This window comes from Bacillus sp. 05T31 (genome assembly GCF_056396725.1).
Genome location: NZ_JBFTMA010000039.1, coordinates 1 through 14245, shown reverse-complemented (window position 1 = coordinate 14245; position 14245 = coordinate 1). Strand labels below are relative to the sequence as shown.

Genomic DNA, 14245 nt, shown 5'->3' with positions numbered 1-14245 from the left:
AGTAAAACTGATATCAGTTTTACTGCTTTTCCAATTATGAATTCAAGCATGAAACTTGCACTATCTACATAATCATATTGTTGTATGACATTTTGCAGGAGGCACAAATATGGAAAATAAATTTGCTGTTCAGCTTTATCTCGAGTTATTAAAGAAAACAATTTTATTTGAAATATGGCTAGAGTATGAGCCATATTTACCTGCTTCATTACATATTTCTAAGGAACTTCCATATGAACCAGTTACCGTACCACTTCCTTTATTCATTAAGCAATATGCTGAAAACCATAACTTGAAAATTGTGAAACCAGATGTTTTAAAAAGTGAACGTCAAGATGGGATGGATTGGCCAAGAGCAGCACACAGTATGATTGGCCGGGAACGAATGAATCAATTACATGAAGCACTAGAAACAGTTGTCCGTGAAAATATAGAAGGTGATTTTATTGAAACAGGTGTGTGGCGCGGGGGATCGTGCATTTTTATGAATGGTTTTTTACAGGCAAATAACATTACTGATCGTAATGTGTGGGTTGCAGATTCATTTGAAGGTTTGCCAACACCGAATTTAGAACACTATCCGAAAGATTACGGAGATTATTTACACTCTTTCGATTACTTACGCGTTTCTTTAGAACAAGTACAAGAGAATTTTAGAAAATATGATTTATTAAATGATCAAGTAAAATTTTTAAAAGGCTGGTTTAAAGATACTTTACCAACAGCACCAATAGAAAAAATTGCAATTGCACGCCTTGACGGTGATATGTACGAATCCACAATGGATGGTCTCGTGAACTTATACGATAAAGTTTCTAAGGGCGGCTATATTATTATTGATGACTATGGACTACCAGCTTGTGCAGAGGCCGTGACAGACTTTAGAAATCAAAGAAACTTAAAAGCTCCTATTACTAAAATTGATGTATTCGGGGTTTATTGGCGAAAAGAATAGGGCGAAACTTTATTCAGTTAGGGTTCCTCCATCTCACACTAATTATTAGCCTTCGCCAATAGCATGATAAATAAAAACAAAAGCTCCCATTACTATTTCCAGTTGTTCTAGGGAGCTTTTTACATATCGCAACAGTYCTAATATCGTTTCCCCTCCCACTATAAAATGTTAGCTGCATATTAAAAATGTTGGTTCCCTATTTACTACAAGGAAGGAGTGAAATTATGAGCGAGCTTGAAAAAAAAATCGCATTAATCCCACCTCCCGAACTCGTCCAATATGTAGGTGGCGACTTTCAAAAGGTTGGAAAAGAATTCATAAAGCATTTTATTCAAATTGGTAGTTTAAAATCCAATGAAACAGTGTTAGATGTAGGTTGTGGTGTCGGTCGAATGGCGGTTCCATTAATGAATTACTTAGGTGATGATGGAGCTTATTATGGATTTGATTTATTTAAAGATGGCATTACATGGTGCAAAAATAATATTTCAACTGCCCGTAGCAATTTCCATTTTGAACACGTTGATATATATAATCAATTCTACAACCCAGAAGGAAAAGAAGATGCTTCTCAATACAAATTTCCATATGAAGACGATTCATTCGATTTTATTTTTTTAACTTCTGTATTTACCCATCTTCTTCCGAAAGAATTAGAACATTACGTATCTGAGATTGTACGTGTTCTAAAAAAAGATGGGAGATGTTTTATTACCTTCTTTCTCATTAACCCTGAATCATCCTATTACTTAAATTCTGGGCTAAGTACATTAGGTTTTTATCATCAAATTGAAAATTGTTATGTTGTGAATAAAGATATTCCTAATTTCGCAGTTGCCTATCCTGAAGAAGATATCCGCACCTTATTAAATAAACATGGCTTAGAGGTAATTAATAAACCACATTATGGTTTATGGTGCGGCAGAAATGAGTATAYAAGTTATCAAGATATCGTTCTTACAAAAAAAGCTTCTGAAAGGTAGTTTCGTATGAATAATAAAAAAAAGTCACCTCTCGTTTCCATCCTTATTCCCACTTATAATCGACCACATTATTTCAAAATTGCTCTAGAAAGTGCATTAGCACAAACTTATCCAAACATTGAAATTATTATAGGAGACGATAGTACAAATGATGAAACAGAAATCTTAATAAATGAACAGTATTTACCTAATTATAAAAACATAACATACATTCGAAATACCACTACTTTAGGACAATTTCATAACGATCWTATGCTCTTAGAGAAATCTAATGGGGAGTATATAAATTTTTTAATGGACGATGATGTGTTTTATAATCATAAAATACAAAAAATGATGGCTTATTTTGAGCAAGACACAAATAAAAATCTCGCTCTTATAACTTCTTATCGAGTACGTATTGATGATCACGGGAATTTAATTGGAGATGCTCATCCAACACAAAGATTATATAGCGAAGACATTCAATTAAACGGAATATTTTTAGGCGACTGGATGTTAAAAGGTGGACATAACATTATCGGTGAGCCTACAACTATTCTGTTTAGAAAACAGTTACTCACTGAACCTTTCGGCACGCTAAAAGGAAGGCACTATTCTTGTAGTGTCGATATGGCATCATGGATTTCCTTACTTTCTAAAGGARACGCAKTATACATATCCGAACCTTTAAGCCAATTTCGCTACCATACTGGGCAACAAATACACAGCAAGCTCCTTGAAGGATCTGAGGATTTTACGCACCTCGTTATAACTTCAAAAGAATACGGATTTTTACAAGATAATACAGATTATAGACTAGGTCTAATTAGCGCTTATAAATGGTGTAAAGGTTCCTTAGAATATTATAGCCAGTTACCAAACCTCATTCCAGATGCACATGTACGTCTTTCCCATTGTTTGGACATAATTATAAAAGAGCTACATCATTAGTCTATTCTGCGAAAATAAAATGTGTGAGCTTTACGTGAATAATGCGTATAGTTCATACATTCTTTTTAAACTATGTGATGCACCAACTAAAACCCACTAATATAGAGAGCAGTAGAAAGGAATTCATACAGTGAAAGATCCGAACACTCAATATCAAATAGACTACATATTAATATTCATTTTATTTGCCATTGGGATTGTTAGCTGCTTTGCTATCGCAAGTGCACAAGCTTCTTTACCACCATTTTTACAAAACGTAAATTTTGTATTAAAACAAATCCAATGGTATGCCATTGGATTTATCGCCATTGGTGTTATTATGGTTATTGATTTCGATCGCTATAAACAAATTGCTTGGTATTTATATAGCTTTGCACTCATACTTCTAATTGGCCTAGAACTTCAAGTTCCTGGCGCCGTTACAATTAAAGGGGCTACCGCGTGGTACAGACTTCCAGGCATCGGAAACTTTCAGCCTTCTGAAATTATGAAATTATTTTTGATTATCGTCGTTGGACGAATTATAGCGAATCATAATGAAAAATACCTTTTTCGGACAACTCGTGAAGATTTCATTTTACTTTTAAAAATATTTGCAGCTAGTTTACCTCCACTACTTCTAATCGCAAAAGAACCTGATTTAGGAAACACAATGGTCATTTCAGCGATGCTTGCAACAATGGTTTTAGTTTCTGGTATACGTTGGCGCTTTATCCTCGGATTAACCTCCGGTATTTTCGCCATAGGCTCTACCTTAACATATATTTATTTCACGCATACAGAGTTCTTTAAAGAGCACATTCTAAAAGAATATCAATTAAATCGCTTCTATGGTTGGCTTGCACCTTATGAATATGACGCACAAGGATACCAATTAAGACAAGCATTTTTAGCTACTGGATCAGGAGAGATGCAAGGAAAAGGATGGGAAAATAGACAAGTATATTTTCCAGAGCCACATACAGATTTTATTTTTACAAATATCGCTGAACAATTCGGTTTTTTAGGAGCAAGTGTTATTATTTCATTTTTTTTCTTACTCATTTACCGAATGATCCATATCGCTTTAGAAAGCAATGAACCTTTCGGTAGTTATATTTGCGCTGGTACAATTGGAATGTTTACGTTCCAAGTATTCCAAAATATTGGGATGACAATTGGTTTACTCCCTATTACAGGAATAACGTTACCGCTTATGAGCTACGGCGGGAGTTCACTGCTCACATATATGGTTGCTATTGGATTTATTTTAAACGTACGCTCAAGAACTAAAATCTTTATGTTTAAATGAACCATATCGAAAAACGGTATGGTTTTTTTCTATGTCCATTTTAGATATACTAATGAAAAAATGAGCTGGAGGTTTAAATATGAAATATGACATTATAGGTGATATTCACGGATGCTTCCAAGAGTTTCAAGATTTAACAACGAAACTAGGGTATAGCTGGGATAGTGGTATCCCAATTCATAACGCAAAACGAAGGCTTGCATTCGTTGGTGATATTACAGACCGAGGTCCTCATTCATTACGGATGATTGAAATTGTATGGGAGCTCGTAATAAATAGAAAAGATGCTTATTATGCTCCAGGGAATCACTGTAATAAACTGTATCGTTTCTTCCTTGGACGTAATGTTACAATCGCTCATGGGCTCGAAACAACTGTTGCAGAATATGAAGCATTGTCTTCTAATAAGCAACAAATAATAAAAGAAAAATTCATTACTCTTTACGAACAATCACCGCTATATCACATACTGGATGAAAAAAAATTAACCGTCTGTCACGCTGGTATTCGGCAAGATTACATAGGAAGACAAGATAAAAAAGTACAAACCTTTGTATTATATGGTGATATTACAGGYGAAAAACACCCTGAYGGCTCACCTGTCCGCCGAGATTGGGCGAAAGAGTATAAGGGTGAAACATGGATTGTTTATGGACATACACCTGTCAATGAACCTCGCTTTGTGAATCATACAGTCAATATTGATACTGGTGCTGTATTTGGTGGTAAACTAACTGGACTACGTTACCCTGAGTTGGAGACCGTTTCTGTCCCTTCTTCCCTACCTTTTGTCCCTGAAAAGTTCCGCCCAATTTCATAAAGTGAAACTTTAATCAGTGGGGGTTTTGTTCATCCCCCACTGATTATTAGCCCGCACCAATCGGGATAAATACCTCTACGATTTGCAGAGGATCATGGTGTTTTCTAGACATATTCCACACTAAAACTAGATAAAGCAATTAAAAAAGATGCAATAAAGTGCATCTTTTTTTAATTGCACGGCATATACTGTCGCAGGAGGTGACGGAATGAAGAAAAAATCTTCTAAACAAAAAAGAAAATTCCACCCTTTATACCATCCCATGTATGGAATTAACAACTGGTGCAGTATTCGAGCTGCAGCTATAGAAGAAATAGAAGAACAAAAGTCATCAAAAAAAAGCAAACCGAGAGAAAAATATGTCTCTTTAGAAAATGCTGTTATGAGGCGAATTATAGATAGCAGGAAAATAAAAGAAAAACAAAAAAAGAAGCTCGCTTCTAATAATGATGAACCTGTGCTTAATTCGGAAAAGATACAAGAAAATATAAAAGAAAACATTCCTGCAGCAGTAAAGGAAAAAGTACAACCAGAAATTCCAGCTACTATTATAAATCAAGTAAAAAAAATAAAAGAAGCATTAATCTCGGGCAACGATGTACAAATAGAAGGATCCGCCCCTATTCAGGCTCCTGTACCTACACCTATAAAAAAAGAAAATAACAAAGGAGCTCGTCACGCATATAAAGAAGGACTTCACTCTAAAGCTGATGGAATCGCTTCACATGCAGAAGGGCTTCTTACACATGCAACGGGTCCCTTTTCTCATGCAGAAGGTTCAAAAACAAAGGCAACTGGACATAGTTCGCATAGCGAAGGAAGTGAAACGACAGCAGGCGGTCCTTATTCTCATGCGGAAGGAAAGCATGCAATTGCTTTGGGCGAAGCAGCACATGCAGAAGGAACCGCAACTATCGCTAACGGATTCTCATCTCATGCGGAAGGAAATCATACATCAACAGCTAATTTTGCAGGCAGCCATATTATGGGGAAATTTGGTACAGCAGAAGAAGCTTATTCCTGGTTTATCGCAAATGGGACAAATGACACTGATTATAATATAGGTGCCAAATGGCTTGCCCATAACGGAGAAATGTATATCGATGGTGCTTCTTACAATGCAGGTGGTACTGATTTTGCACAAATGTTTGAGGCAGCAGATCATAGCCCTATTGATATCGGCTATTTCATTACATTTAGTAGCGAAGAAAAAATTCGAAAAGCTACTTCAAATGATTCATTCATATTAGGAATATCTAGCGCTACCCCCGCTCTCATAGGAAATAGCGGTGCTTTAAGTTGGGCAAAGCGTTATAAAACAGATAGCTTCGGAAAACGCCAATATACACGTACTGATACGCAAGAAATACAGCCACTTTTAAATACAGAATGGGATCCAGCTTGCAAATATATATCGAGACGAAATCGCACCGAGTGGCTTCCTGTCGGATTAATTGGACAAATGTTAGTACGTGATGACGGCACTTGCGAAACACACGGATATTGTCGTCCAAATGATGACGGCATTGCCACGAAAGCTGAAAGTGGCTTTTTCGTTATAAAACGTACTGGTGAAAATCAAATTTTAATATTATTTCGCTAAAAAAAGGGAACAAAATTCTTTTTATGATAAGAATTTTGTTCCCTTTTAATTGTTATGTAAAGCGTATTGCATATCCTCTGGGATACTTACGGTAAAAGTCATTCCCTTTTCTAAAATAGGATGATAAAACGTCAAAGATGTACTATGCAGCGCTTGACGTTTTATCACATCTCTTCGGCCACCGTATAGATCATCCCCAAGTAGCGGATGTCCTATATATGCCATATGTACACGAATTTGATGTGTTCTTCCCGTCTCGAGCTCAAGCGCTACATGCGTCTTATCGGAAGAACTCTCCATCACTCTAAAATGAGTAACAGCTCTTTGACCATCTTCACAGACAGTTCGCTCGATAATACTATCCGMTTTTCGTCCGATTGGCGCGTCAATCGTTCCTACTTCTTCTAAAATAGTCCCATGAACGATTGCCTCATACGTTCGTTTCACCCCTTTTTGTTGATGCTGCTTCGATAAAAGGTGGTGAACGAATCTATTTTTCGCAATTAACATAAGCCCTGAAGTATCACGGTCTAACCTCGTCACAATGTGCACCGTACTTGCAAGATTTTGTTTATCATAATGATATAAAAGAGCGTTTGCAATACTTCCTGACGGGTGCTCCCTAGAAGGAATCGTCGACATATTTGCTTCTTTATTTATAACAAGAACCGCATCATCTTCATATACGATACATAAAGGGATCTCTTCCACTTCCATCCCTTCACTTCTTTCCTCCACYGGAAAAAAGATTTGTAACTCTTCACCAGCTTGTAACTTGTGACGAACACTTGTGTGTTGACCGTTTACTTCAATTGCTCCCCCGCGGAACTTTATATCCGTTAAAGCAGCTTTCGAAATCCCTTTTGTTTTCAAAAATTCTCTAACTAAAGTTCCCTCTTCAGCCAGCCCTATATCCCATTTCAATGTAAATCTGTTCAAATATATAAACCCTCTCTATTTATCTGCAACAAACGAGTCACGAACACGTTTCCAGAATGGGAACGGACGGAAACGAACAAATCGTACTTTCTCGTTTGCAACGCGATACTGAATTGATTTCACATCTTGATGAACCATCGTCAAATGATCCACGGTAATTTGCATGTTCATTCCTGCAGCCGGCTTTAAAACGCATGTATGATGCTTCGGCAGTACGAGCGGCGAACCTACCGTACGAAATACACGATTGTTGATAGATGCCATTTCTGCAATTTGAATCGCTTCAATAGAAGGGTGAATAATTGCTCCGCCAAGCGCCTTATTATAMGCGGTACTTCCTGAAGGAGTAGAAATACAAAGACCATCTCCGCGAAACGTTTCGAAATACTCTCCGCGTATTTCCACTTCTGTTACTAATGTACCTTCTGCACTTTTTACAGTCGCTTCATTCATCGCCAAATACTGCGACTCTTTACTACCATTCACATAGCGAATAATCACCTCTAAAAGTGGATATTCAACCACTTGGAACGGTGTTTTAGCGATTGCAATCACCAACTTCTCTACTTCCGTCGGTAACCAATCTGCATAGAAACCTAAATGCCCTGTATGTACACCAACAAATGCGGTTTCATCTAATCGATTATAGTAACGATGGAATGCATATAAAAGCGTTCCATCTCCCCCAACAGAAATTACAATATCAGGTTCCTTTTCATCCATTGTAAACCCAAAATCTAACAAGTATTCTTTCATCGTACTTGCTAGTGTATCTGATGATTGATCTCCCTTTGACATAATTGTAAATTTCATCGCCCAACACCCTTTAGTTTATGATTCAGAATCTTTCGTTTCCTGCTTTCGTGAAAAGACCTTTTGCGCTTCTTGAATTTCAAGACGAATGGAAGACATTTCTTCATCTAATAAAAACGCCGCTTCCGCTGCACGTTGTAAGCGTATTTTAATATCTTCAGGAAAACGTCCACTATATTTGTAATTTAAAGAATGCTCAATCGTTGCCCAAAAATTCATTGCTAACGTGCGAATTTGAATTTCAACTAACACTTTTTTCTCCCCCTGTATCGTTTGAACAGGATAACTAATGACAACGTGGTAAGAGCGATAGCCGCTATCTTTCTTTTGCGTTACATAATCACGTTCTTCTACAATGTCAAAATCATTTCGTTTTCGAAGATATTCTACAACAGGCTTAATCTCATCTACGAATTGACACATCATTCGAAGGCCCGCGATGTCCTGCATATCTTCTCTAATTCGGTCTAGCGGTACATTTCTCTTCTCCGCTTTATCAATAATACTTGCAACCGACTTTACCCTTCCTGTTACAAACTCAATTGGAGAATGCTCCGTTAACATTGCAAATTGAGTACGCATTCCTTTTAGTTTCACTTTCAGCTCCGCCACCGCTTGGTGATACGGTGCTAAAAATTCTTCCCAATTACGATTCATTTCAACCACCACCAAAATCAATCCATTTGCTTATAGAAACACTTTTTCTACAGCAGTTACTAGTTCTTCTCCGTAATTTGCATTACCTTCAATATTTTCAACTAAATATTCTACTTCTTCTTTTAATCCTTCTAATTCTATTTCAACATCATTCACGCGAATAAACATCGCTGTATCTTTATTCATCGCTTCATGCATTGCTTCCCAGCATGTATGCGGAATACTTACATAAATGAAAGATGATTCATTTTCTAAGATATATAAAAATGATAAATTGTCTGAGTCTACAAGTACGTGATTACGCGCACTTAACTCCTTTACCTCTATTTCAGTATTTTCCGCACAAAAAATAAGCGCATTCTCTCTCGTTTCTACGCTCTTAACTTGAATTTTATTTTGCATACTCGAACTCCTCCATCTCAACTTCCTGTCTTACTTAACAGTATTATTGTATCATAACATGGACGCAAACAAATAAAACATTGAACCAAATTTGCGAAAAAGCGATAATGTGGAAAGAATTATTTTTCAAAAGGAGCGCATACAATGACACAAGAAATTGAAATTGAATTTAAAAATATGGTTACAGAGGAAGAATTCCAAACATTATGCAAATCTTTTTCTATTGAAGCATTTACAAAACAAGTAAATCACTACTTTGAAACGCCTCACTTCTCTTTAAAAGATACGGGCTCTGCACTTCGTATTCGTCATAAAGATGGAACTTATACATTAACATTAAAACAACCTGCTGAAATTGGTTTATTAGAAACTCATCAGTCTGTAAAAGAAAAAGAAGCACAACTTATGATGGAAACAAACACAATCATTCAAGGAACTGTAATGGATCAGCTACACAAATTACAAATTCCCGTTTCCTCTTTAACTTATATGGGTAGTTTAACAACAGAAAGAGCTGAAATATTATTTGAAGGCGGAACGCTTGTCTTTGATCATAGTTTCTATTACAATCACGATGATTATGAAATTGAATACGAAGTGCAAGATGAAAAGACCGGTAAAGCAGCATTTATAAGGTTATTAAAGCAACATAACGTACCAGTTCGTCATACAAACAACAAAGTAAAACGCTTTTTCCTTGCCAAACAAAACGAAGAGCGCTAAAGTAAAATTTCCATCAGTGAAGAAGAGCTGTACTTACGGCTACATTTCACCTTTTTGAAAAGCAAAAGATTTATTAGCAACATATAGAATAAGCAAAGAATGTTATGAAGGCTGTTTAGTTGCTCTTCATAACATTCCATTGCTACAATAGATATACATTTCATGGAAAAAGGAGTTTATAAAGGATGAGCAAGCAACCGATGACACCATTTGAAGCAATTGGCGGTGAACAATGCATTGCAACATTAGTGGATACATTTTATTCCTATGTCAGTGAACACCCTGACTTATCTCCGATCTTCCCGGATGATTTAACAGAAACTGCTAGGAAGCAGAAACAATTTTTAACACAATATTTAGGTGGTCCTAATTTATACACTGAAGAACATGGGCATCCTATGCTAAGAGCACGCCATCTTCCGTTTGAGATTACTCCAAAACGCGCAGAAGCTTGGCTATCATGTATGGAGCAAGCAATGGATGATACAGGAGTGCACGGTCATATAAGAGAGTTTGTTTTYGAACGTTTAGCATTAACTGCTCAACATATGGTCAATACTCAAAATGAAACAGGTGAAGCGTAATGGATAAGCAGGAAGCAAAGCATATGAATATGCCTTCTCCTTYCACATGCGAGCATAARTCTGTAGAAGCATATTTATTTATTGATCCACTTTGTAAAGATTGCTGGGATATCGAGCCATTTATTATTAAACTATGGCTTGARTATGGGAAATACTTCTCTATTCGTCATATCGTAACAGGAAAAGTGGGCGGGACAAACGCTTCCTCACACAAATGGAATAAACCTGCTAATATTCGATTTGTGTGGGAAAAGACAACAAGTTTACAAGGTTTTTCATGTGATGGAAAAGTACATATGCAAGAGGCATCGTCAACACCRTATTTAGTTTCGATGGCAATTAAGGCGGCGGARTTGCAAGGCCGAAAAGCAGGTTCGAAGTTTTTGCGAAAACTCCAAGAATACATTTTTCTTGAAAATGTATCAAACCCTGACTGTGAATTATTGCTTACATGTGCTAAAGATAGCGGCATTGATGTAGAGGAATTTAAAAAAGACCTACACTCAGTTAGCGCAAAAAAAGCTTTCCAATGCGACCTGAAATTCACAAATGAGATGCATATTACAGAAATACCTTCCCTCCTATTTTTTCATGCAAATTCAGATGAGGAAGGTATTAAAATCGCAGGAATTTATTCCTATGATGTATACGTACAGCTATTAAAAGAACTTGTAAAATGCGAGATTGAGCCAGAACCATTACCTCCTTTAGAAGTATTACTAGAAGCAACACAATTTATTTCTTCAAAGGAAATCTCATTTATATATGACTGCCCTCARCAAGMAATAGAGCGCGAACTAAAAAAATTACAACTAAAACGAAAAGTACAAATGATTGAAGTGAAGTGCGAGCGTTATTGGAAATGGATAGCAAAAGAAAAAGACCYGGTGTAAACACCAGGTCTTYTTCTTTACGGCTTATAAAAATATTAAAGGGGATGGGAGAAATTTTCACGTTCAAACAAAGGGGTATATGTTTGTATGTGAATTCGTTCACGCTTATTATATTACAAGATTCGACGTCAGATGACAACCCCTTTTGTCGAATTTCACATTTTTGTCACATTCTAAACGTTTTCATTYTTGAATAAGCTATAAAAAAAGCAATTTAGGAGGTTTCCTTATGAAAAAATCTCATATTTTTCTTATCTTTCTATGTGTTATTGTTTCTTTTTTCTTGTATATCCTCTCTCTATTACAAGCTTTCCCTAAAATTATTGCCTTTCCTCTTTTATTCGGAGTTATCGTCATCGCTGTCTCTTATTTCAACTATAGAAAACGATTTAAAGGATTTTAATTACAAAAATCAACTGTAAAACTGCCTTCTAATTTAGAAAAAGTAAGGAAATCCTCCTTATTTTATCGACAAATATCGACAAAAWACATTTTCAAACAAAAAAGACGAGGATAAAATCCCTCGTCTTTTCTCATTACTTYTCTTCAAAYAATARCGCTTCTAATTCATTTAAYTTCTCTTCAAATACTTGWARTGCCTCTTTCACTGGTTCAGGAGATGCCATATCAACTCCTGCTTTTTTCAACACTTCAATTGGRTAATCRGAGCTTCCMGCTTTTAAGAATTCGTTAATGTAACGTTCTACTGCTGGTTGCCCTTCTTCTAAAATTTGTTTAGATAACGCAGTCGCTGCACTAAATCCTGTTGCGTATTGATATACGTAATAGTTGTAATAGAAGTGCGGAATACGAGACCATTCTAAACCGATTTCTTTATCGATTACTAAAGCATCCCCGAAATATTTCTTATTTAAATCGTAGTAGATCTCCGTTAACATATCTGGCGTAACCGCATGTCCTTCTTGTACTTTTTTATGAATGATATGCTCGAACTCTGCAAACATTGTTTGACGGAATACAGTACCACGGAATCCTTCTAAATAATGATTTAATAAATATAGACGCTCTTTTTTATCTTCTGTCGTTTTTAATAAATAATCATTTAGAAGCGCTTCATTACAAGTTGATGCTACCTCTGCAACGAAGATTGAATAATCACCGTATACGTGTGGCTGTGTCTTTCTTGTGTAATAACTATGCACCGAATGACCAAACTCATGAGCAAGTGTATATAAATTATTTACATTATCATGCCAGTTCATTAAAATATACGGATTTGTTCCGTATGCACCAGATGAATATGCTCCGCTTCGTTTGCCTTTATTCTCGTACACATCTACCCAGCGATTTTCATATGCTTCTTTTAAAATTTCAACATATTCATCACCAAGTACGTTTAAAGATTTTAATAACAGGTCTTGCGCTTCTTCATACTTCACATTCATTTTCACTTCTTGTACAAGTGGTGTATATAAATCGTACATATGAAGCTCATCAAGTCCTAGTGCACGCTTACGAATATCAATGTAACGGTGTAATAAATGTAAGTTGTCATTTACCGTTTCAACGAGTTGATCGTATACTGCTTCAGGAATATTATTATTRCTTAATGCTGCTTGGCGAGCAGAGTCATATTTACGAATACGTGCATTGAAATTATTACGTTTCACTGCCCCGCTTAACGTACTTGCAAATGTGTTCTTAAATTTCCCATACGTTTCAAATACAGCTTTGAATGCATCTTCGCGAACACGACGATCATCACTTTCTAAAAACTGAATGTAACGGCCATGTGTTATTTCTACCTCTTCTCCATCCTCACCTTTAATAGATGGGAATTTCAAATCCGCATTATTCAACATACCGAATGTATTACTTGATGCACTCATCACTTCAGATGCTTCTGCTAATAACGCTTCCTCTGCCTCAGATAATACGTGCGGGCGTTGACGTGTAATTTCTTCTAATGCATGCTCATATACACTTAGTTCTCGATTTTCTTGTAAGAATGTTTGCAATGTATCTTCTGAAATAGATAAAATTTCAGGTACGATATACGCTGTGCTACTAGATACTTGTGAGTATAAATTTGTTGCGCGATCATTCAGTGCTTGATACACAGAGTTTGTTGTATCTTGATCGTAACGCATATGTGCATATGTATATAGCTTACCTAATCGCATTGAAATTTCATCTTCATATTGCAATGCCTCAAGCAAATTGTCTGCAGAGTCGCCAAGCTTCCCTTTAAATTCAGTTAACTTTGGCAATAGCTCTTTAATAGCTTGGAATTCTTTTTCCCATTCTGCATCTGTTTGGAAAATATCTTCTAATCGCCATGTGCTTGCTTCTTCAATCTCATTGCGATCTGGTAATGTTTTTGCTTTATTTTGTTCAGACATTCTGTAAGCCCTCCTTTAAATATCTCTACTTAAGTACAATTCTGTTTTTCTTATGTAATTCCTTCACGTTCATTCTTTATTATATCCCCTTTTTCTTCTCTCATGTTGAACTTTGTCTCAAATAGAGATAGCGCATAAGTTAGGCAAATCTCATCATATTTCCTAACTTCCTCCTCCGCCTGTAACATAACTATATTCCTCATTTTTCGGTACGTATAAGTCCCTACTTTATGCAACACGCCTACAAAACATAAAAAAGTCATATATTCAGTAACCGCTACTTTCC

Annotated in this window: 15 protein-coding genes and 1 pseudogene; 10 read left to right on the top strand and 6 right to left on the bottom strand. The window is 36.2% G+C overall.

The genetic code is table 11. From position 1 onward, the window contains the following. Positions 1–109: 109 nt before the first annotated feature. The 6 genes from AC1DJR_RS04550 to AC1DJR_RS04525 all read left to right on the top strand — a co-directional run bounded on the left by AC1DJR_RS04550 (position 110) and on the right by AC1DJR_RS04525 (position 6585). Positions 110–955 (top strand): TylF/MycF family methyltransferase, encoded by an 846-nt coding sequence (locus tag AC1DJR_RS04550; RefSeq protein WP_002186420.1) that lies wholly within the window; start codon positions 110–112, stop codon positions 953–955. A gap of 224 nt (positions 956–1179) precedes the next feature. Beyond that, positions 1180–1938: a class I SAM-dependent methyltransferase gene (locus AC1DJR_RS04545; RefSeq protein WP_477002110.1), complete on the top strand. Its 759-nt coding sequence runs from the start codon at positions 1180–1182 to the stop codon at positions 1936–1938. A gap of 6 nt (positions 1939–1944) precedes the next feature. After that, on the top strand, positions 1945–2871 hold the full coding sequence (locus AC1DJR_RS04540; protein ID WP_477002109.1) for a glycosyltransferase family 2 protein: 927 nt from the start codon (positions 1945–1947) through the stop codon (positions 2869–2871). Positions 2872–3001: 130 nt separating this feature from the next. Next, a complete protein-coding gene (locus AC1DJR_RS04535) occupies positions 3002–4162 on the top strand; it encodes an FtsW/RodA/SpoVE family cell cycle protein (RefSeq protein WP_002030401.1) in 1161 nt (386 codons plus the stop codon). Between the two features lie 79 nt (positions 4163–4241). After that, positions 4242–4982, top strand: coding sequence for a bis(5'-nucleosyl)-tetraphosphatase PrpE (gene prpE, locus AC1DJR_RS04530; RefSeq protein ID WP_404455935.1), 741 nt, complete (start codon positions 4242–4244; stop codon positions 4980–4982). A 208-nt stretch (positions 4983–5190) separates the two neighbouring features. Beyond that, the gene (locus tag AC1DJR_RS04525; protein ID WP_429687357.1) at positions 5191–6585 is read left to right on the top strand and encodes a peptidase G2 autoproteolytic cleavage domain-containing protein; all 1395 of its coding nucleotides are present in this window, start codon (positions 5191–5193) and stop codon (positions 6583–6585) included. Positions 6586–6630: 45 nt separating this feature from the next. Here AC1DJR_RS04525 and AC1DJR_RS04520 read toward each other — a convergent pair whose 3' ends face one another. Genes AC1DJR_RS04520 through AC1DJR_RS04505 form a run of 4 tightly spaced genes read right to left on the bottom strand, consistent with a single transcriptional unit; the run spans position 6631 to position 9396 of the window. After that, positions 6631–7524: an RluA family pseudouridine synthase gene (locus AC1DJR_RS04520; RefSeq protein WP_477002108.1), complete on the bottom strand. Its 894-nt coding sequence runs from the start codon at positions 7522–7524 to the stop codon at positions 6631–6633. Between the two features lie 15 nt (positions 7525–7539). Beyond that, complete coding sequence (locus AC1DJR_RS04515; RefSeq protein WP_002011365.1) at positions 7540–8337, bottom strand: NAD kinase; 798 nt, start codon at positions 8335–8337, stop codon at positions 7540–7542. Positions 8338–8355: 18 nt separating this feature from the next. Then, positions 8356–8994, bottom strand: a complete 639-nt coding sequence (gene yjbM / locus AC1DJR_RS04510) for a GTP diphosphokinase (protein ID WP_002125951.1) — start codon at positions 8992–8994, stop codon at positions 8356–8358. 30 nt (positions 8995–9024) lie between these two features. After that, positions 9025–9396: a UPF0738 family protein gene (locus AC1DJR_RS04505; RefSeq protein WP_002011362.1), complete on the bottom strand. Its 372-nt coding sequence runs from the start codon at positions 9394–9396 to the stop codon at positions 9025–9027. Between the two features lie 144 nt (positions 9397–9540). On the opposite strand from AC1DJR_RS04505, the gene AC1DJR_RS04500 reads away from it, so the two are divergent. The 4 genes from AC1DJR_RS04500 to AC1DJR_RS04485 all read left to right on the top strand — a co-directional run bounded on the left by AC1DJR_RS04500 (position 9541) and on the right by AC1DJR_RS04485 (position 11999). After that, positions 9541–10119: a CYTH domain-containing protein gene (locus tag AC1DJR_RS04500; protein WP_429687356.1), complete on the top strand. Its 579-nt coding sequence runs from the start codon at positions 9541–9543 to the stop codon at positions 10117–10119. 185 nt (positions 10120–10304) lie between these two features. Beyond that, complete coding sequence (locus AC1DJR_RS04495) at positions 10305–10703, top strand: globin domain-containing protein (RefSeq protein WP_002117060.1); 399 nt, start codon at positions 10305–10307, stop codon at positions 10701–10703. Further along, on the top strand, positions 10703–11596 hold the full coding sequence (locus tag AC1DJR_RS04490) for a ClpXP adapter SpxH family protein (RefSeq protein ID WP_477002107.1): 894 nt from the start codon (positions 10703–10705) through the stop codon (positions 11594–11596). Before AC1DJR_RS04495 ends, AC1DJR_RS04490 begins: the two co-directional genes overlap by 1 nt. Before the next feature lie 229 nt (positions 11597–11825). Continuing rightward, positions 11826–11999, top strand: a complete 174-nt coding sequence (locus AC1DJR_RS04485; protein ID WP_000748141.1) for a hypothetical protein — start codon at positions 11826–11828, stop codon at positions 11997–11999. Positions 12000–12132: 133 nt separating this feature from the next. Here AC1DJR_RS04485 and pepF read toward each other — a convergent pair whose 3' ends face one another. Next, on the bottom strand, positions 12133–13959 hold the full coding sequence (gene pepF / locus AC1DJR_RS04480; RefSeq protein WP_477002106.1) for an oligoendopeptidase F: 1827 nt from the start codon (positions 13957–13959) through the stop codon (positions 12133–12135). 50 nt (positions 13960–14009) lie between these two features. Next, positions 14010–14245, bottom strand: a pseudogene (locus AC1DJR_RS04475) (competence protein CoiA); the annotation flags it as partial.